The organism is Streptomyces sp. GbtcB7, from assembly GCF_019091445.1.
Taxonomy (GTDB): domain Bacteria; phylum Actinomycetota; class Actinomycetes; order Streptomycetales; family Streptomycetaceae; genus Streptomyces; species Streptomyces mirabilis.
Window position 1 is genome coordinate 70398 of the sequence record NZ_JAGXJM010000016.1, and the last position, 19252, is coordinate 89649.

General features: G+C 68.8%; 14 protein-coding genes and 3 pseudogenes. 8 read left to right on the forward strand and 9 right to left on the reverse strand.

What is annotated here, in order from left to right; translation table 11 throughout:
* Window positions 1–130: 130 nt before the first annotated feature.
* The 3 genes from KVT44_RS25630 to KVT44_RS25640 form a co-directional block, all read right to left on the reverse strand.
* Entirely contained in the window at window positions 131–2224 is a 2094-nt protein-coding gene (locus KVT44_RS25630; RefSeq protein ID WP_217568902.1) for an FUSC family protein, read from the reverse strand.
* Window positions 2225–2523: 299 nt separating this feature from the next.
* On the reverse strand, window positions 2524–3738 hold the full coding sequence (locus KVT44_RS25635; RefSeq protein ID WP_217568904.1) for a carbohydrate-binding protein: 1215 nt from the start codon (window positions 3736–3738) through the stop codon (window positions 2524–2526).
* Between the two features lie 198 nt (window positions 3739–3936).
* Window positions 3937–4554 carry a hypothetical protein gene (locus tag KVT44_RS25640; protein WP_217568906.1) on the reverse strand — a complete coding sequence of 206 codons (618 nt, stop codon included), beginning with the start codon at window positions 4552–4554 and terminating at the stop codon, window positions 3937–3939.
* Window positions 4555–4883: 329 nt separating this feature from the next.
* Between KVT44_RS25640 and KVT44_RS60595 the strand changes: the two are divergent.
* From KVT44_RS60595 to KVT44_RS25650, 4 genes and pseudogenes are all read left to right on the forward strand, one after another.
* Window positions 4884–5177 (forward strand): annotated as a pseudogene (locus KVT44_RS60595) (carotenoid oxygenase family protein); the annotation flags it as partial.
* Window positions 5174–5422 carry a hypothetical protein gene (locus tag KVT44_RS60600; RefSeq protein WP_308314106.1) on the forward strand — a complete coding sequence of 83 codons (249 nt, stop codon included), beginning with the start codon at window positions 5174–5176 and terminating at the stop codon, window positions 5420–5422. The pseudogene KVT44_RS60595 and the gene KVT44_RS60600, both read left to right, overlap by 4 nt.
* A complete protein-coding gene (locus KVT44_RS60605; RefSeq protein ID WP_308314107.1) occupies window positions 5394–5555 on the forward strand; it encodes a carotenoid oxygenase family protein in 162 nt (53 codons plus the stop codon). The genes KVT44_RS60600 and KVT44_RS60605 overlap by 29 nt, the downstream gene beginning before the upstream one ends.
* A 113-nt stretch (window positions 5556–5668) precedes the next feature.
* Window positions 5669–8587, forward strand: coding sequence for a BTAD domain-containing putative transcriptional regulator (locus KVT44_RS25650; RefSeq protein WP_308314108.1), 2919 nt, complete (start codon window positions 5669–5671; stop codon window positions 8585–8587).
* 46 nt (window positions 8588–8633) lie between these two features.
* Here KVT44_RS25650 and KVT44_RS25655 read toward each other — a convergent pair whose 3' ends face one another.
* Complete coding sequence (locus tag KVT44_RS25655; RefSeq protein ID WP_099924891.1) at window positions 8634–10007, reverse strand: hypothetical protein; 1374 nt, start codon at window positions 10005–10007, stop codon at window positions 8634–8636.
* A 390-nt stretch (window positions 10008–10397) separates the two neighbouring features.
* On the opposite strand from KVT44_RS25655, the gene KVT44_RS25660 reads away from it, so the two are divergent.
* Entirely contained in the window at window positions 10398–12335 is a 1938-nt protein-coding gene (locus tag KVT44_RS25660) for a multicopper oxidase family protein (protein ID WP_254649864.1), read from the forward strand.
* A gap of 147 nt (window positions 12336–12482) precedes the next feature.
* Here KVT44_RS25660 and KVT44_RS25665 read toward each other — a convergent pair whose 3' ends face one another.
* Together KVT44_RS25665 and KVT44_RS25670 are read right to left on the reverse strand one after the other, a co-directional pair.
* Window positions 12483–13304: an alpha/beta fold hydrolase gene (locus KVT44_RS25665; protein ID WP_217568908.1), complete on the reverse strand. Its 822-nt coding sequence runs from the start codon at window positions 13302–13304 to the stop codon at window positions 12483–12485.
* A gap of 33 nt (window positions 13305–13337) precedes the next feature.
* Window positions 13338–14003, reverse strand: a complete 666-nt coding sequence (locus tag KVT44_RS25670) for a DUF4097 family beta strand repeat-containing protein (RefSeq protein ID WP_217569119.1) — start codon at window positions 14001–14003, stop codon at window positions 13338–13340.
* A gap of 238 nt (window positions 14004–14241) precedes the next feature.
* On the opposite strand from KVT44_RS25670, the pseudogene KVT44_RS60105 reads away from it, so the two are divergent.
* Window positions 14242–14448, forward strand: a pseudogene (locus KVT44_RS60105) (helix-turn-helix domain-containing protein); the annotation flags it as partial.
* A 114-nt stretch (window positions 14449–14562) separates the two neighbouring features.
* A pseudogene (locus KVT44_RS58310) lies at window positions 14563–14997 on the forward strand (MarR family transcriptional regulator); the annotation flags it as partial.
* Between the two features lie 152 nt (window positions 14998–15149).
* Here KVT44_RS58310 and KVT44_RS25680 read toward each other — a convergent pair.
* The 3 genes from KVT44_RS25680 to KVT44_RS25690 form a co-directional block, all read right to left on the reverse strand.
* Entirely contained in the window at window positions 15150–16316 is a 1167-nt protein-coding gene (locus KVT44_RS25680) for an MBL fold metallo-hydrolase (RefSeq protein ID WP_217568910.1), read from the reverse strand.
* Window positions 16317–16869: 553 nt separating this feature from the next.
* On the reverse strand, window positions 16870–17619 hold the full coding sequence (locus KVT44_RS25685) for an SDR family NAD(P)-dependent oxidoreductase (protein ID WP_190171641.1): 750 nt from the start codon (window positions 17617–17619) through the stop codon (window positions 16870–16872).
* Between the two features lie 78 nt (window positions 17620–17697).
* Complete coding sequence (locus KVT44_RS25690) at window positions 17698–18444, reverse strand: SDR family NAD(P)-dependent oxidoreductase (RefSeq protein WP_217568912.1); 747 nt, start codon at window positions 18442–18444, stop codon at window positions 17698–17700.
* Window positions 18445–18591: 147 nt separating this feature from the next.
* Here KVT44_RS25690 and KVT44_RS25695 point away from each other — a divergent pair, with 147 nt between their 5' ends.
* Window positions 18592–19185 (forward strand): TetR/AcrR family transcriptional regulator, encoded by a 594-nt coding sequence (locus tag KVT44_RS25695; protein ID WP_217568914.1) that lies wholly within the window; start codon window positions 18592–18594, stop codon window positions 19183–19185.
* Window positions 19186–19252: the final 67 nt, after the last annotated feature.

Below are 19252 nucleotides of genomic sequence, written 5' to 3' on the forward strand. Positions count from 1 at the left end.
TCTTATGCGACCTCTCCCTTCTGCGCCGCAGGCCGGGATGGATCGGGCCGTTCAGGCAGCCCACTGCCGGCGACCGTCCCGGCCGACGGTGGCGGACGCCTTGCGAATGGTGTGCCGGGACCCGTCGGGATCAGGTCTTGGGGCCGACGGAGTCTTCGATGCGGGCGAGCTGGTGGTCGATGTCGGTCAACCACACCTCGAGATCGATGAGTGTGGGCAGGGCCGGATGGTGCTCCGGAAGCGGTGGGCCAGGGGGGCTGCGGCCGGGTGCGGGGCGCTCGTCGGTGGTGAAGTACGTGGCGATGCGGTCGGCGTCCGTCGTCAGCTCGGCGGCCGTCCCGCGGACCCATGCGCGCGCGTCGGGCGGCACCTCGGTCAGGGGCGCTTCGAAGCAAGGAAGCCGCTGGGCACCGAGCACCGTGTGGTACGCCACGATGAGCACCCCGTGCCAGTCGGCCTGGGCGCCCTCCCAGGCGGTGGGTGGCTCGCTGCGGAACTGCGCGTAGGCGGCCTCCGCCAGACGCAGATGCCGCAGCGTCGGCAACGTCGCGGGCGGAGACGGAGCGGCCGCCGACGGGGCCAGCAGCGCCTCGACCGTGGCGGGTACCAACGTCCCGCACGAGCGCAGCAGGCCCGCCATGGTGCGGTGAACCTCTCTCCGTGCCCCCGCCGGCCAGGCGAGCAGCCCACACAGGAGGCCGATGACACTGCCGGTGACGACATCGACGATGCGGGCTTCCGACAGTCGCCAGCTGGTCGGGGTGATCTGGGCGAAGGCGAGGGTGACCACCAGCGTGAACAGCCCCTGTGCGTAGGCGATTCCGAGCCGCGGGCCCAGAGCGAAGGCGATGAGCATGCCCGGCACGAGCAGGACGGCGTAGGCGTCCAGGTGCCGACCGAGGGCGATGAGCAGCGCACCTGCCGCGACAGCCCCCACCAGGTTGCCGATCATGGCCTGGCGCACGGCCCGCCAGGTGGCGCCGACCGTGGTACGCCCCAGCGTGAGGACCGCGAGGAGGACCCAGAAGCCGTGCGCGAGGTCGAGGGTGCCGGCGACAAGACGGGCGATGGCGAGGCCGCACGCGACCCGTACCGCGTTCTGGAACCACACCGAGCGATGCGTCGCGTTGCCCACGATGCGACGCGCCCACAGCTGCGTCGTGGGCAGGTCGGCGTACCAGAAGAGTTCGCGGGGCCGCAGAGGTGAGGTTCTGCGCCCGGCGGCAGAGACACCCACGGCTGTCACCGCGATCCACGTCGACTCGGCCAGTGTCAGCTCCGCCGCCTGTCGCCGCAGGACGTCGGTGTCCACGCCCGGTTCCCCCGGGTCGGCCGCACGGCGGATCCGTTCCGCCTGGAACTGCCGGATCGCCTTGTCGAGCGCGTCGGCCGTCGGTGGCCGCTCACCGGCGCGCAGGGCCGCACCCGTGTCCTCGCACGTCCGCGCGACGCGTTCGCGGAGCGCGGCGGACGATGGATCCGTGCGCGGTGCCGCTCCAGGGGGCACGGACGTCGTGCTCCGCGACGCCAACTGGTCCACGACCCGGCGGACCGCGGCTCCCGCCTGTGCCAGGGCCCGGTCCCGGCGCCCCGGGCCGGTCGGGCGCTCACCTGGGGAAACCCGCGACAGCCGCATCCCCTCGCTGAGATCACGCAGCCTCGCGACCGAGACCCGGGCCGGATCGACCGCTGCCGCGGCGGCCGTCTCCAGCGCGTCGGCAAGCACGGTCCGGTAGCTCGTGGCAGGTGGACCGGACAGCACGAACACCTGGCACAGGGAGAGGAGTACGACGCCCACGGCCACGCCCGTCAGCCGGGCGCCCAGCGTCTGAGGGGCGTACGGCGGGAAGCAGGCCAGGATGTAGAGGAGTTGGAGACCGGGGGCGGGACCCGCCGTACGAGGTCCGGCCACCACGGTGAAACTCAACAGGAATCCGACGATCAGCATGCCGGCCACGGCGGCCGCCGTGCTCACCGCGAGTGCCGTGCCCAGCGCGACGAACACCACTCCGAACGGCAGGGTCCGCAAGGTGATCCATGCCTGCTGCCGACCGGTCCCGGGAATGGTGGACAGCAGGCCGAACGCGATCGGTGTGAACAGTGCGTACAGCGCCGCCACGGGCTGCTGAAGACCGTAGAGGAACGTGTAGAAGCCGACGCTCGCCGAGCAGGTGACCTGAATCGACCGCCGTAGGATCGCGGCACCACCCGGCCCCGGCGTCATGCGTGCTCGCCGCCCGCGCCGGTACGTGCACCGCGAACGGCCCCTGACGGCAATGGCGGCTGTCCGCGCATGGCGAGGTTCCTCTCGGCAGGCACCGCGTGTCCTCGACGACCGCGCCTCTGCCCATTTTCGACCCTCTGAACGGCCGGCGCACGTGGTGGCGGCCCTGATCGGCGCACGGGCACGCACCAGGCACTGGGCACCGGGCCGCGCGGCGCCCGGTGGGCGGGGCACCTCACGGGCCCCGCCGAACCGGTCCGGCAGACCTCAGGCGGTCAGGTCGTCAGGCGGTCAGGTCGTCAGCAGGCACCCTCGTCCTGCCACACGCCCCAGTCGGAGGCGACGGGCGTCTCGTTCTGAGTCCACCACTTGGCCTTCCAGTTGTGATTGTTGTACGACACCTCGTTGCCGACGGTGTAGACCGCGGTCGAGCTCCAGGCCGGCTTGCACCCGGTACTCGGGGGCGTGGGCGTCGGCGTCGGGGTGGGAGTCGAGGAGGGCGGCGTGACCCCGGCGAACTTCACCGAGTACTTGGCGAAGTCCCAGGAGTTCTGCGCCACACTGGAGCAGGTGCCCGAGGTCCGGCCGCCGTTGTCGGCCGGGGTGCACTGACGGTCGCGGTTGAGGGACCAGAACGTGAAGCGGTCCATGTTGTGGCTGGTGGCGTAGTCCAGCACGGTCTGGAAGTCGGTCTGCGTGAAGAACTCGCCGGTGTCGCTGCGCCCGTTCATCCCGGAGAAGCCCTCGTGGGCGTAGGCGGTCGCCTGGTCCCATCCGAAGGTGGACTGCAGGATCTGGTTGAAGTTGGTCAGCGCGCTGGTCTGCGACGCGGCTCCGTTGAAGCCGCCGTCGAACGGCATGATGGAGAAGTTGTTCGGGGTGAAACCCTGTGACTTCGCCTCCAGCAGCATCTGCTTTCCGAACCAGCCGGTCCCGTCAGCGGTGCCGGCGGTGGTGACGGAGACGTAGAGTCCGGGGTTGTTCTGCTGGAGGATCTTCGCGGCGCCGATCTCGTTCTTGATGGCCGCCGTGTTCTCGTACTCCGGCTCCTCGAGGTCGAAGTCGATGGCGTGCAGACCGTACTTGGTGATGACCTGCTGGTACGCCGCCGCCGTGGCAGCCGCGTCCGAGCACACCTGGCCGAGCTTGGTGCCGCCGTAACCGCCGATGGAGACGGAGACGTCGCCGCCCTTGGCACGGATGGTGTTGACGACCGACTGCACGGCGGTGTCCGAGGAGACCGCGGCCGTACCGCCCCATGTGGGGCTGCAGCCGCCGCCGTTGGGGGCGAGGACGAAGGCGAGCTGGAACGCCTTGAGGCCGGTGGCGTCCATGATGGTGGCCGGGTCCGGCGGGTCGTTGTCGAGCGGCATCAGGTAGGGAGCCGCGGCGTACCAGCGGTTGCCGAGTGCGGAGGTCGCGCCGGAAGCGCTGCCCGCGACCAGTGCGGTCGTGCCCGCTGCGGCGAGTCCAACGGCGGCTGCCGCGCCCAGACATGCGCGAAGACGTCTCACTGCGTGCCTCCAGGAGGTGGGGGAGAGTCGCCCCAGCTTCCTGCAGGTGTTGCGTCCATGCCAATAGATTGGCCTAGACCAGATAACTCTTGGACTAGACCATACGATTGCTTTACCTCTCCCCGCTACGGGAGGAACGGAACACGGTGAGACATCACGGTCGACGCACACGAACTGCGGAGCGTGGCCTCCGCCGGGTCAGCCCCGCGCCTGCGCCCTGACATGTGCCGGGTACCACTTCGTGAAGCGGATCGCTGCGACCAGCAAGGCGATCGGGATGACCCAGTTGAGCCAGTCCGACCCCGACTTCACATGCAGCGCGAGCAGCCCCAGCAGGGCCGTGACCAGGAACACCCCACCCCACATCGCCGTCAGGATCCTGTTGGTGCGCCGGAACAAGGGTGTGTCCCAGTACTGGCGGGGCACCGACTCGCGTGCGTACTGCTCGGTGAACGGTGTGAAGGCGAGGGAACCGAGTGCCACGACGGCGATCACCCCGTTGGCCAACGTCTGCGCGTAGGTCTCCAGCCACATCAGGTCCTGGCGGTTCACCGCGAGCCCGAGTACGAAGAGGACGGCGAAGAACACCAGACTCGCCGCCTCCAGAATCTTGAAGCTCCCGCGCCGCAGGTCGGGCACGTTGAGCACCAGGGCCGCGATGAGCGCTGCCAGTGCGGCGTACTTCCACGTACTGGGGCTCGCCACCACGTCAAAGATGATCCAGGGGGCGAAACCGAGGAAGACACTGTTGGTGCGCGGGGCTTCGCCGCTGGACACATCGGCCTGCGCATCAGCCTGCGCATCGGCCGCCGTCATTCCGGCCGGCGTCGTTCTGGACGGCGGAGACTCGCCGCTCCCCGTCGCTCCGAGTCCTCGATTCGCATCGGGCTGAGCCATCGGACACCTCCGCGGATGGCGCCTCCATGTCGGAAACCGAGAGCGCGAGGAATCCCCCGGCCGGGCGCTGAGGCGAGGACCTCTGCTTCTCATGCTGCGACCGCCCCAACCCCGCCGCATCCGCTGCGGAAGTCCCCCGGTACCTGTTCGGCACTCCGTTCGCAGGCGGCGGACCTCGGCGTTTGACTGAACGCCCCGGTTATCGAAGAGGTCGACGTCATCGGTCTGGACGTCCAGGGGCACCTGCCGCACGACCTGGACGGGCTGTACCTGCGCAACGGCCCCAATCCGCAGACCTGCCCGACATCAACGTCGTCGGACACGGTGGCAGGATTCTCGCCCTGGCCGAATCCGCCTGCCCCTTCAGGGTGAGCCCGGGTCCGGACACTCTCGGCAAGGAGACCTTCGGCGGCGCACTGCCCTCCGGCATCAGGGCGCATCCGAAGACCGACCCGCTCACCGGCGAGATGGCTGTCTTCTGCTACGGCCTCGAACCGCCGTGGCTGACCTGCCGCGCCGCACCGTTCCATCGGGTCCGATGATCGACCACCTCGTGCCACGGGACGGAGGGCCGGTGCGCTGGGCCGAGGACGAGGCCTTCTGGCTGTGGCACACCGTCAACGCGTACGACTCGTCAGACTGGACCAGCAAGTCGGACGGACCGGACCCGACGGTGACGCTCGACTACGTACAGTGGCCCCGGTTGGCACTCGGTGACTCCGAAAGGTCGGGCGCGGACCGAGCGGCCGACAGGGAGGGTGGCAACGGTCCGGCACGAGCCGTGTGACAGGACGGACGGGACGAGCCAGCTGCTGGTCTTCGCGGCGCAGGAACCGGAGGCGGGCCCGGTGGCGCGCGTACGGATCCCGGTGCGAGTGCCACTGGGACTGCACGGGTGCCGGCTGCCGACGGAGGAGTGACGGCACACACGGCGCGGAGTTCAGCTGATGCCGGAGGCCTACAGGGCACTGCCGTACGCCGGTCGTCCTTCAGACAGGCGTCCCAGCGGCGTGACGTAGGGTGAGCGCCGGGGGTGGAAGACCAGAGGGGGCATGCGGTGGCGCCGGATCCGGTGCGGTTCGCGGTACTTGGACCGGTTCGGGTCTGGCGGGCGGGGACGGAGCTGCACCTCGGGCGTCCGCAGGAAAGGGCGCTGCTGGCACTGCTGTTGGTACGGGCAGGTCAGCCGGTTTCCGTGAGCGAGATCGTCGACGTCCTGTGGGGCGGGCGTCCGCCGGACACCGCGGTCAATGTGGTCCACCGGCATGTCGGGGCACTGCGCCGCCTGTTGGAGCCCGGCCTTCCCACCCGGGCGACAGGCCAGTGGCTGCTCCGGGACACGGGCGGATACCGACTGGTGGCCGACAGCCACTCTCTGGACCTGTTGCGCTTCCGTGCGCTGCGGGTCGAGGCCCGGCGGGCCGCCTCGGACAGGGCACCCGAACGGGCCGTGGATCTCCTCACCGAGGCGTTGTCGCTGTGGCAGGGGCCGACGGCCCACGGGATCCCCGTGGAGGCGCGCGCACACGCGGCGTTCGTCTCGCTGGAGGGCGAGCGCCTCGCGACCGTGAAGGAGGCCGCCGATGTCGCGCTGCGTGCGAACGTGCCGGGTGTGGTCCTCCCCCGGCTCCGGGAGGCCGCTGCCGACAGCCCGTTGGACGAACCGCTGATGGCCAGGCTGATGCTCGCTCTTTCGGCCACCGGTCGACGGCCCGAGGCGCTCAGCACGTACCTCACCGTGTCGAACCATCTCGCCTACGAGTTGGGCATCGATCCTGGACCGGAGCTGCGCGACGCCCACCAGGCGGTGTTGCGCGACGCGGCATCCACGGCGGCCGGGCCCGCAGCCGGCGCCTCCGAGACGCACACCGACAAGGGTCCAACGGCCTCGGACCTCGTCGGTCCGCGAGTGGCCTCCCTGCCCGTGCCCGCGCAACTGCCGCTCGATCTACCGACGTTCACCGGGCGGCGGGCCGAACTGGCCGAGGTCCTCGCACCGCTGTCGAGCGAGGGGCGGTCCGCCGAAACAGTGGTGATCAGTGCCATCGACGGAATGGCCGGAATCGGAAAGACCACGCTCGCCGTGCACTGGGCCCATCGGGTCGCGGACCGCTATCCCGACGGGCAGCTCTACGTCAATCTGCGGGGCTTCGACCCATCGGGGGCCGTCATGCGTCCCGACGAAGCGGTCCGCGGTTTTCTGGACACACTGGGGGTACCGCCGGAACGCGTCCCGCACGGTCTGGACGCCCAGGCCGCGCTCTACCGCAGCATGCTGGCCGGACGCCGGTTCCTCGTCCTGCTGGACAACGCGCGGGATTCCGATCACGTACGGCCGCTGCTGCCCGGCACGCCCGGCTGCCTCACGATCGTCACCAGCCGCAACCAACTCTCCGGTCTGGTGGCCGCCCATGGGGCCCACTCCCTCACCCTGCGTCCGCTCGGCACCGACGAGGGACGGGAACTCCTCGTCCGCCGCCTGGGGGCCGAGCGGGTCTCCGCCGAGCGGACGGCGGCGGCCGAGATCACGGCACTGTGCGCCGGGCTGCCGCTGGCCCTGGCCTGCGTCGCCGCCCGCGCGGCCGCCCACCCGCGCTTCTCGCTGTCGGCCGTCGCCGCCGAGCTGCGCGACGCCCATGGCAGTCTCGACGCCTTCATCGAGGCCGACGCGTCGGCCGATGTCGGCGCGGTCTTCTCCTGGTCCTCCCGCGCCCTCTCCCCCGCCGCCGCCCGCCTCTTCCGACTGCTCGGACTGCATCCCGGACCTGATTTCACCGCGTCGGCCGCGGCCGCCCTGGCCGGGCTCGCGGTACGGGAGGCGCGGCTGCTGCTGACCGAGCTCTCCCGCGTGCATCTCATCAACGAGCACGCCCCCGGCCGGTACGCCTTCCACGACCTGCTCCGCGCCTACGCCGCCGAACTGGCACACGCCCAGCACAGCGAGGCCGAGTGCCGGGCGGCCGTGAACCAGCTGTTCGAGCACTATCTGTACACGGCGCACGCCGCCGGTCGGCTGATCGCACCGTACGTGGACACCATGCCGCTCCCGCCTCTCCCCGAGGGGACCCTCCCCGAACCGCTCGCCGACGACGAGTCGGCCCTGGCCTGGCTCGCGGCCGAGTACGCGGTGCTGCTCGCCGTCATCGACGCGGCCACGAGCTCGGGTTCGGACCGCCTTGTCTGCCTGCTCGTCTCGTCCCTGGAGCGGTTCTTCGACCGGCAGGGGCACTGGCACGACTGGGCGACCGCCCAACGGACCGCACTCGAGGCCGCACTGCGGCTGTCCGACCCCGTCGTGGAAGCTCACGGCCTGCTCGGACTGGCCCGGGTGGCGGGCCGACTGGGCCTGCGCGACGAAGCCGGTGCCCACCTCGACCGTGTCCTGGGACTCTTCACCGCACTCGGAGACGACGTCGGACGGGCCTACGTCCACCTGAGCCTCGGCTGGGAGGCCGAGCAGCACGGTGACCTCCCCGGTGCCCTCCGGCACGATCAGCTGGCCCTGGATCTCTTCCGGGCCACCGGCCGGCGGGCCGCGCAGGCGACCGCCCTCAACGCGGTCGGCTGGGACCACGCGACGCTCGGGGATCACCAACAAGCCCTCGACCACTGCCTAGAGGCCTTGACCATTCAGCGGGATCTCGGAGACCACATCGGCCAGGCCGCCACCTGGGACAGCATCGCCTACGCCCACCACAACCTCGGCGACCACCCACAGGCCCTCACCAGTTACCGCAACGCTCTCACCATCTTTCGGGACCTGGGAGTGCCGGCCGAGGAGGCCGGAACCCTCGTCCGTATCGGTGACACGCACCGTGCGACAGGCGACCACGAGGCCGCCCGCGCCGCCTGGCGCGGCGCCCTCACCCTCTTCACCGAACTCGCCCACCCCGACGCCGAGCGCGTCCGTGTCCGCCTCGAGGAACTGGGTGAACCGCTCGGTGACGCGTGACGGGATGTGTACCCCGGGAATCGCTGTCCCGGGGCACACATCCCCGTCAGCTGAGTGAGCTGTCTATCGAGGACAGCGGTACGGAGAACAGCACCCGTTGCGGAATCGCATTGTCGGTTCCTGTCCAGTGCCCTGCGCTGTCGGCCGCCCATTCGGTGAGCGTCCACACCCGGCCCGTACTCCACCAGTAGGACATGCTCTCGGTGTGCTGGCCCCAGCAGGCGTACATGATGTCCTGCCCGCAGTTGGCGGCCGCCGTGGCTCCGCTGGTGTTCTGCCGCCACAGGATGCCGTGCTGGCCGACACCGCCGCGCGCGTCGTCGACGTAGAAGTTCGGAGTGCCACCGCTGGTGGCGCTGTGCGACAGCACGCCCTGCAACCCGACGGCGTTCGTCTCGTACGCCGCCGAGGCGTTCACGTGGCTGCTGCTGTCCGTGGCGAGGTAGCCGGGCTCGGAGCTGAAGTCGTACCGCCAGATGCGGGCCGGCTCCGTGCCGCCGGAGGAGAACCACTCGGTGGCGACCAGGCTGTCCGGCACGCTGCTGCGATCCAGCGAGATGGAGCCGAAGCACGGCAGGGAGTCGTCGTTGGTCGAACTACAGGCTCCTCCGGCGAGGCTGTAGGAGCCGACGGCCGGCATCACGTACTGGTAGCCGTCCGCCGACCATCCGCCACTCACCTTGCCGACCGCGGAACTGTTGACGGTCGCCTGGAGGATGCGCTTCATGTCGAAGATGTACATCACGTTGTTGTCGGAGTCCTTCTCCCACGACGTGACGATCAGCTTGTCCTGGTACCAGACCATGCCGCCCATGTGGGACTTGAGCGCGCGGTAGTCGGTGCCGCCGTTGAGCGGGATGACCGGCAGCACCCAGCGGTACTTGAGGTTGTTCGGGTCGTTGGCGTCGATGAAGGCGATACGGCCCATGTGGTCCGTGGTGGTCGTGCCGTTCTGTCCCCACCCGGACAGGATGACCTTGTTGGTGCCCCACACACCGTCGTTGTCCGCATCTCCGGAGGAGGTCACGGACTGCGGCAGCCAGTCCTGTGTGACCGCGTCACCGGTGTCCCAGCAGTACGAGGACTCGGCGGTCGGTTTCACCGGTAGGGCGGCGGTCTCGGTGCCGTAGCAGTTCGCCGCGTTCCGCATCGGGTGGTTGGCACTGGCGAGGACCTGGTCGACCCCGCGGGACGTGCCCATCTCGCTCGCCAGGTTGTCGAGAGAGGCCGTCGGGACCCGGTGCTCGACCAGTTGGAGCTTCGACAGCTCCGAGGACGAGGTGATCGTGGTCAGCTTGTTGGGGTTGTCGCCGGGGGCCGCCTGAGCGGTGCCCGCCGACACCAACAGCATGGCCACCGCCAAATACGCGGTGGCCGCAGCGGGTCTCAGGCCCTTTTTGAATATTCCATGGATCTTCACCTGACAGATGCTAGAACGATGTTGACCACGGTTCACGGTGATTGAGGACGGAACTTCACCGTTCGTCAGGTCGCGCCCCCGCGTCCGGGACCTGCTCAGGAGCTCGCATCACCGGCGCCCTGCTCAGACGCTACGCCCTGCCCGCCACCCGCGTCGCCGAACTGACCACCGACCGCTTCCACCACGACAACAAGGTATTGAATTGACACACAGGAAAGCAGCAACGACTGGCGGTAATAGTTTGATTCCAATTCCGACGCCTTCCGATTTGCTGCTCAGATCGGCTCAATGAGTGGCCCCATCAGAACGGACCGGCGCGCTGCGGTTACGTTCCGAACCAGCCCCCTGTATTCCTTGGGCGCTACGTGAGGCGACGGAAGGACGGGGACGATGATCGAGCGAAGGAAATTCCTCATGGCCGGTGGCCTGGGGGCTGCGGCCATGCTTCCGCGGGATTTTCTGGGAACGCGGGCGTATTCGGCGACGGCTCACCCGCCGGCAGGGTGTGAGGACCCCTCGGGGACGCCGAACACCCCTCCGCTGGAGAAGTTCGTCGACCCGCTGCCCAGGCCGATGACAGCCATCTCTGATCCTTCCGTCTATCCAGGCGCCGACTACTACGAGGTCACGATGCGGCAGGGCTCGTGGCAATTCCACCGGGATCTCGAGCCGTCACCCGCGTGGGGCTACTGGGCCACGAACCCGCACGATCCTCACAGGCCGATCGGCATGGGCTATCTCGGGCCGACCTTCAGCGTGACCAGGGACCACCCGACGGTCGTCAAGTGGCGCAACGAGCTGCCGACCACCCACATGTTCCAGCACGTGATCGACATGATTCGCGAGAAGAAGCCCGTCGTCGCCCCGATCCCTCCGCCTCCCTACAAGTACGTCCCGCAGTTCCCCGATGACATCAACGTGTGGAACGTCGTACACCAGCACGGCGGTTACACAGCACCACAGTCCGACGGCCTGCCGCTGCAGTCGTTCAGCCCGAAGGGCTTCCACGCCGAGGGCTACACCACCCTGGACCCGAGCCGGGTCAAACCCAACGAAGCGATCTACGGCTACACCAACCACGACCATGCGTGCATGCTCTGGTATCACGATCACGCCATGGGGATGAGCGCTCTCAACGTCTATGCGGGCCTTGCCGGTCTCTACCTCATTCGTGACCCCGCCGACGAGCGGCTCGGGCTGCCGCGAGGCGAATTCGAGGTCCCCCTCATCCTGCAGGACCGGACCTTCAACGCGAACGGCTCGCTCGCCTACACGATGACCGACAGGGAAGGCGAGGACACCCCGGTCGTCAACGGGAAGGCATACCCTTACCTTGACGTCGAACCGCGACGCTACCGGCTGCGCATTCTCAACGCTTCGAACGAGCGTTTCTGGCGGCTGAGGTTCGACGTAGACCCCAGAGACGCACTTCTTGAGCCCCCACTGCCGTTCTGGCTGATCGGCACCGACGGCGGCTTCCGCGCCCCGTTGCACATGCTGGACTTCCTGATCAGTCCAGCCGAGCGGTACGACCTGATCGTCGACTTCAGTCGGGTGCGCCCGGGCACGAAGGTCAAATTGACGAACTACCCGGGAACGCAGGTCCACTTCCCCGGCATCCCCGGCTGCGGACCGGAAATCGCAGACATCATGCAATTCCGGGTCACCAAGCAATTGTCCGGAGGTGAGGACAGGACGACGCCACCCGAGAAACTCAGGCTGAAGGCGGTCGCACCCATCAAGCCGAAACCGCACACCCGTCGGCGGGAATGGGTCGTGTACCAGCACGAGCTTTACAGGACGATGACGTTCAACGCGGTGCCATACATGGAGCCGTCCCAGGACTTCATCAAGGAGGGTTCTACCGAGATCTGGGAGTACATCAATCCCAACCACGACGCCCACCCGATGCATGTCCACCTCGTCAACTTCCAGGTGCTGAACAGGCAGCCGATCGACGCGGCCGCCTACCAGAAGGATTACGAAAAGTGGATCTACGGTGGCCGCAAACCAAAGGACCACCCGGTGTTGGCCAACTACTTCACCGGCCCACCGATTCCGCCGGACCCGGACGAAGCGCTGTCCTACAAGGACACGGTCAAGGCCCCTGCGCAGATGGTGACCAGAATCATCATTGAGGAATTCATCCCGCCGAAGGATGAGATCGCGTCGATTCCGGACAGTGGCGCCGAGCTCCCGGCGACGTACATCCACCACTGCCACCTCCTCGAACACGAAGACGACGACCTGATGCGTCCGTGGACGATCGTCGGCCCCGACGGCATCCACCACAACAGCGGCCATGGCGGTGGCGGCCACAGCCACTGACGGGATCGATCGACCCGCGTGTGCCGGTCCGCGCCCAAGGGGCCCGGACCGGCACTACTGATGAACAGGCCGAGGCGTACGGGAAGTTCGCCGGCGCTTCTCCTCCGCGCTTCCGTGACCCCCTCAACGTGCTCGGCCGCTACAGCTTCACCCCGTCCGCCCCGCGCGGTCGAGGGCGGCGACCTCGCGTACGGCCTCGGCGATGGACGGGAAGTCCTTCTTGAGGATCGCACCGTGGTTGCCGGCGACCTTCGCACTGATCTGGATGTTCGGGTTGCTGGTGGTCACCGCGTCGAGGCCGGTGCGTATCCGTTCCTGCTCGTCACCGCGACTTCCGAAGGACGTCCCCGAAGCGACCACGTACCGCACGGGGACGGTGATGTCGTCCAGCACGGGGCCCAGCTCGCGCTCGCGGGAGAGCCTGCCGAGCTCGATGTTGCTGTTCGCCTGCTGCTCGGCGGTCATCCGCGGGGCCAGCCCCGTCGGGCGCAGCAGCGGCAGGAACCAGCCCATCCGCCGGAACAGCTTCCGGATCCGCTGCTCCATGGCCTCGTCGAGCCAGTCGTAGGGGAACGCGCCGTCGACCAGGACCGTGCCCAGGGCACGCTCCGGATTCCGGCCGGCCCAGTGCGCCCCGACGACCGCCCCGTAGGACCAGCCCACCACCAGCGCCCGGTCCACACCCCTGGCCGCGAGAACGGCATCGACGTCCCGGACGGCTGCCTCGAAGGAATAGTCCGCCGAGCTCTTCGATCTGCCGCGGGCCCGCTCGTCGTAGGTGATGTGCCGCCACCCTGTTCCCAGTTCGGCGATGACCCGCCGCCAGTACCCCTGAGTGGCGAACTGGCCATTGAGGTAGACCACAGGGACACCGGGTCCGCCGGTGTCGGTGACGGCCAGGGCCGTATCGTCGACCGGCACCATGCCGGTCCACTTCGAACCGGTCGAGGAAGTGCTGTTCTTCGTCATGTGTTCCCCCTGGCTGGTTCTGCTTCAGTTTGTTCAGAGGCTGCGGGCGGTGATGTCGCCGCGGGAGGTGGTGGCGCGGATGTCGAGTTCGGCGGTGCCGTCGTTCTTGAGGGCGTTGCTGACGCGGCCGTAGGCGGTGCCGGCGTCCAGGGTGGCCGAGACGCCGGCGGCGGCGCCGACCGAGATGTCGCCGGACTGGGTGCGGAGCACGACCGTGCCGCGCACGGCCTCGGTGATCCGGATGTCGCCCCTAGCGGTGCTGATCTCAGCGGAGCCGCCCAGCCGGCCGACCTCGACGTCGCCGTCGATCGCGGTGAGGCGGACACTCGCGGCCTCGTCGATCTTGATCTGGCGGTACGCGCCTTCGAAGGCGACGTCGCCGAGGCGTCCGACGCCGCGGAGCTCGGCGCTGGCGGTCTGGGCCTCGATGCGGGAGCCGGCCGGCAGCTGGACGGTGACCTCCAGGGATCCGGAGGGGCCGAAGAGCTTGTTGTCGGGGGTCGAGGCCGTGATCCGCAGGACGCCGTCGGCGTAGGCGACCTCTGTCTGCTCGGCGGTCTTGGTGTCGCGGCTCTTGGAGGGGTCGGCGGGCAGGACCTCGACGGTGGTGTCGGCGCGGTCCGCGGCGATGAACTGGACGCGTCCGGCGGGGATGTCCAGGACGGCGGAGATCGGGGCGGGGGTGTCGAACTTCTGCATCATGTTCTCCCGTGCTCGCTCGTTGTTTCTGACATCGGAAACGCTACGTTGCTTTCCAGAATCAGACAACGAGCTTGTTGCACAGAATTGGCATCTGTGCAGGTAGATGCCAGGAAACTGTTGCAACGGCTTTGAAGGTAACGCAACGCCCATTGCTCCGGTCATTGCAATGGGCGAGACGTGAACGCTACAGTGGGGGGATCAGGGACCGCCGCGAAGGACCATCAAGGAGATTGCGATGCCGGGAGGCAGGCTCACCCAGCAGGAACGCCAGCAGATCGCGTTGGGGCTGGCCGACAACCTCCCCTACGCGGAGATCGCCCGACGCCTCGACCGTCCCACCTCGACGATCACGCGTGAGGTGATGCGCAACGGCGGCCCCACCGCCTACCGCGCCGACCTGGCCCACCGCGCCACCGAACGCCGCGCGCACCGGCGTCGGCCCGCCTCCTCCCGAGGGCCGGAGTCAATTGCCCAGCCGCACGGACGCGACGCCGAGGCCGTGGCCGAGTACGAGGAGACGTTCACCACCGTCCTCATGGCTTCGGGCCTGACCAAGATGACGGCCCGGGTGCTGACCTGCCTGTTCACCACCGACGCGGGCAGCCTCACCGCGTCCCAGCTCGCCCAGCGCCTCCAGGTCAGCCCGGCGTCCATCTCCAAAGCGATCGCCTTCCTGGAGAGCCAGAGCCTCGTCCGCCGGGAACGCGACGAACGCCGCCGCGACCGCTACGTCGTCGACGACGACGCCTGGTACGAGGCGACGATCGCCAGCGCCCGAGCCAACGACCAACTCGTCGAAACCGCACGCCAAGGCGTCGCCATCCTCGGCCCCCACACCCCCGCCGCCACCCGCCTGGAGAACATCGCCCGCTTCCTCGACTTCATCAGCGAGAGCATCACCCGCGCCGCCGAACAGGCCCGCGAAGTCCTCCACACCAGACCCGAAGCAACCTCGAACGACACCGCCCAACCAGGTCCGGACCACGGATAGACAACCGATGCGGAGTGCGGGCGCGGTACGGCCCGGCCGCCGCGCGGCGGAGCTGCCGGAGTCCCCGCCCGGCCAGTGACCGCAAGCGCCCGCGCGACTCAGGTCGATACAGGGCCGCGAGACACCGCTCGCGGCCCTGTCGTGCGTCGGAGTTACGGCTGCTGCTGGGCCGGAGCGGGGCGAGCGCCCGCCGGGTGGCGGGCCTTGGAGACGGTCGAGGCTGCGTCGGATGCGGGCGCTGCCACCGTGCGCCACCACGGGGCTTGAGGCAATTCGCCGCCAGGTTCGAAGGGTTGACCCGGTATGGGCAGGGCAACCCGAGCACCTGCTTCAGCAGCGGCCGCGTACGTGCGCTCGGCGGGCTCCTCCCACGGATGCGGGGCCAGGTTGAAGGTGCCCCAGTGGATCGGCAGCAGCACGCCGTGCGGCTCGCCTCCGCCCAGGTCGAGATGGGCGCGGAGACCCTCCTCCGGCGTCATGTGGATGTCCGGCCAGAAGTCGCTGTAGGCGCCGATCTGCATCATCACCGCGTCGAACGGGCCGTGTGCCGCCCCGATTTCGGCGAAGCCGGGAAAGTAACCCGTGTCCCCGCTGTGGAAGACCTGGTGCGTGGGGCCGGTCGCCACCCAGGATGCCCAGAGTGTGCGGCGGTGGAGGGCCCGTCCGCAGAAGTGCCGGGCGGGTGTGGCAGTCAGTGTCAGACCTGCGACCCGTGTCGACTCGTGCCAGTCCAGTTCCGTGATCCGTTCTGGTGCGACTCCCCAGCGCTCCAGGTGCGCCCCCACGCCCAACGGGGCCGCGAACTGGGCGCCCGTGCCGGCGAGGGCGCGAATGGTGGGCATGTCCAGATGGTCGTAGTGGTCGTGGGAGATCACCACCACGTCCACGGGGCCGAGGTCCTCAAGGGGCAACGGGACCGGGTGGAGTCGTCGGGGTCCCGCGAAGCCCACCGGTGAGCAACGCTCGCCCCATACCGGGTCGAACAGCAGCCTTGCGCCGTCAATCTCAGTGAGAACGGTGGAATGCCCCGTCCAGGTCAGTCGCAGACCGGATTCCGGCGCCGCGTCGGGTCCCGTGAGGGCCGGTCGGTGCAGGGGGATCGCCGTGGCCGGCCTGCGACGGACGCGATCGGCCCGGTGGACGTTCGTCCGGGCCAAGTCGAGCGCGGAGCCGGAGGCCATGGTGAGGGTGTCCGTCGGGTTGCGGAAGCTGCCGTCGGCGTACTGAGGAGATGCCTGCATACGCTCCAGTCGTGCACCGGTGGGGATGCCGCCGAAGGCGGCGGGGCGAAGCAACCGCCCGAGGCGCGGCAGAGGCATGAGAGGTCTCCGTGGTGATAGCCGGGTGGGCCGAGGCTGAGATGAGACGGAAGGTTCACTGTCGACCTGCCGCCTCGACGAACAGCCCTCGGGGTTTCCGCAGGATCTGCGACCCTGAATGTAGTCACTGGAAACAATGATGTCAACGACAACAATGATGCCAGTGTCTACATCTTCTGGGCATGGCCATTCACTGACTGGAGCACTCCCGTCGGGCGGGGCGGGCGGTGTCGTTCAGGCGTTGCGCGGCCGCCGGATGTCGTGGACGAGTTCGGCCGTGGCCTCCCGCAGCGCACGCTGAACCGCTTCGCCTCGCCCGATCTCAGGACGGGCGCTCCAAGCTGGTGCGCCTCACCCCGGAGGGCGCCAAGGCGCTCGCCGCGGGGACCGCGGCGAGGGTAGGGGTGTTGCGGGAGGTCTTCGGAGCGATGGGCGCCGAACAGCTGGGAAACTTGGACCAGTTGCTCGACGCCCTCCGGGCGGGCTTGCAGGGAGGCGCCTGACCTGCCGCGACGTGACGGGGTCGAGAGCCCCCGTTCGACGGGCTCCCGCCTCAGACTTGTGCCATACCGCCGTCGACGCTCAGTTCCATGCCTGCACAGAAGCTGCTCTCGTCGGATGCGAGGAAGACGGCGGCCGCGGCGACTTCCTCGGGACGTCCCATGCGTCCGAGTGGGATGACGGATGCGAAGGCCGCCCTGATCGCGTCGGCACCTTCCTTGGAGTCCGCCTGGCTGTCCATGATCGGGGTGTCGATCGGGCCGGGGCTGAGGACGTTGACCCGGATGCCGCGGCCCTTGAGCTCCTTGGTCCAGGTGCGGGCGTAGGAGCGCAGCGCGGCTTTGGTGGCGCTGTAGGTGGTGTACCCCTCGACGCCGACGTGGCCCGCGATCGATCCGACGAGGATGATCGAACCGCCGTCGTTCATCAAGGGCAAGGCCTTCTGGGCGGTGAAGAGGGTGCCACGGGCGTTGACGTTGAAGGTACGGTCGAAACTCGCTTCGGTGATCCGGCCGAACACCTGCGGATCGACCAGACCCGAGTTGGCGACGACGACGTCGATCTTCCCCTTCTCCTCCGCGACGGTCCGGAAGAGCCGGTCGAGGTCGGCGGAGACGCTGACGTCACCCTGGACGGTCGTGACGTTCCTGCCGATCTCGTCTTTCGCCTTGTCCAGTTCGGGCCGGCGCCGTCCGGTGATGAACACGAAGGCACCTTCCTCCACGAACTGTTGCGCGGTCGCAAATCCGATACCGCTACTGCCGCCGGTGACGACGGCGACCTTGCCGTCCAGCCTGTTCATGGCTGTGACCTTTCATATGTGTCATATGTGCGTCGAATCAGCCCTGGTGCCCGATCCCCGCATAAGGAGCGGGCGGGTTCAGATGGCGGTGCGGCCGCCGTCGACGGCGATGGTCGCGCCGGTGACATAGCCGGCCTTCGGCGACACGAGGAAGGCGACGACCTCGGCGACCTCGGCGGGCTCGGCCGCGCGTTTCATCGCGGTGGTCTCGCCGAGGGCGTCGAACAGGTCGCGGGCCTCGGGCCGGGTGTAGACGGGACCGGGGGCAACGGTGTTGAAGCGGACGCCGCGGCCGCTGTACTCGGCCGTCCAGCCTTGCGTCAAGGATGCCAGCGCGGCCTTGGTCGCGCCGTACGCGGCACCGCTGGCCAGGCCGACGCTGCCCGCCATGCTGCCGATATTGATCACGTTACCCGATCCCTTCGCCGCCATCGCAGGGGCGAATGCCGCCACGAGGAAGAACGCCGCACGGACGTTGCCGGCGAACATCGCGTCGTAGTCGGAGACCTTCATCTCCTCGGTCGGTGCCCAGACCGCGTGCCCGGCGTTGTTGACCAGGACGTCGATCTCACCGGCCTCGGCGGCGAGGCGCTCGATGCCGGCCGGGTCCTCGAGGTCCGCCTCGACGAACCGGGCATGGCCGCCGTCCGCGGTGATCTCGTTGACGGTCTCGGCGCCGCGCTGGGCGTTGCGGCCGGTCACGACGACGGACATGCCGTCGGCGGCGAGCCGCTTGGCGATCGCCCGGCCGATGCCGGACGTGGCCCCGGTGACCAGGGCGGTAATGGGTCGCAGGTCGAGGTTGTCCTCGCGCTCCACAGACATGGGATGCGCCTTCCGAAGATGTCATCCAGACCGGTCTGTCTGGCAACAATTCCAACCTAGACAGACCTGTCTGGATGCGTCAAGGGAGACGGATGAGAAAGGGGCGGTCAATTGCAGACAGACAGATCTGTCTGCTAATGTGCACCCATGTCTGAGAAGGTGCTGTCCCCCCGGGAACGCAGCGTGGCCGCACGGGCGCGGCTGCTGGCCGCCGCCAACGAGCTGTTCTACGCCGAGGGAGTCCAGTCGGTCGGGATCGACCGCGTCATCGAGCACGCCGGAGTCGCCAAGGCAACGCTGTACAGCGCCTTCGGCAGCAAGGACGGCCTGGTCCGCGCCTATCTCCAGGCACGGCACACGGCGACCGCCGAGCGCATGGCACGCGAACTCGAAGCCCGCTACGACTCCCCGAAAGAGCGCCTGGTCGGCGCGTTCGAGGTGCAGGGGCTGTCGTTCACCGAGCCGGGGTTCCGCGGCTGCGCGTTCATCAGCGCGAGTGCCGACGCCCCGCCCGGCGGTGTCGTCGAACAGACGGCGCAGGACTATCGCACCTGGCTGCACGAGCTGTTCTTCGACCTCGCCCAGCAGGCAGGCGCCACGGACGCGAAGTCACTCGCCCACCAACTGATCCTGCTCTACGACGGCGCCGGGATCAGCGCCTGGCTGGACCGCGACCCCAGCGCCGAATCAGCGGCCCGTACCGTAGCCGCGGCCCTGGTCGAGGCCGCCGTCCCGCACTGAGACGGACCACCCGACGGCTACCGCGCGCACCTGTCGTTGTCGACCGCGCCCACCTGTCGTTGTGGTG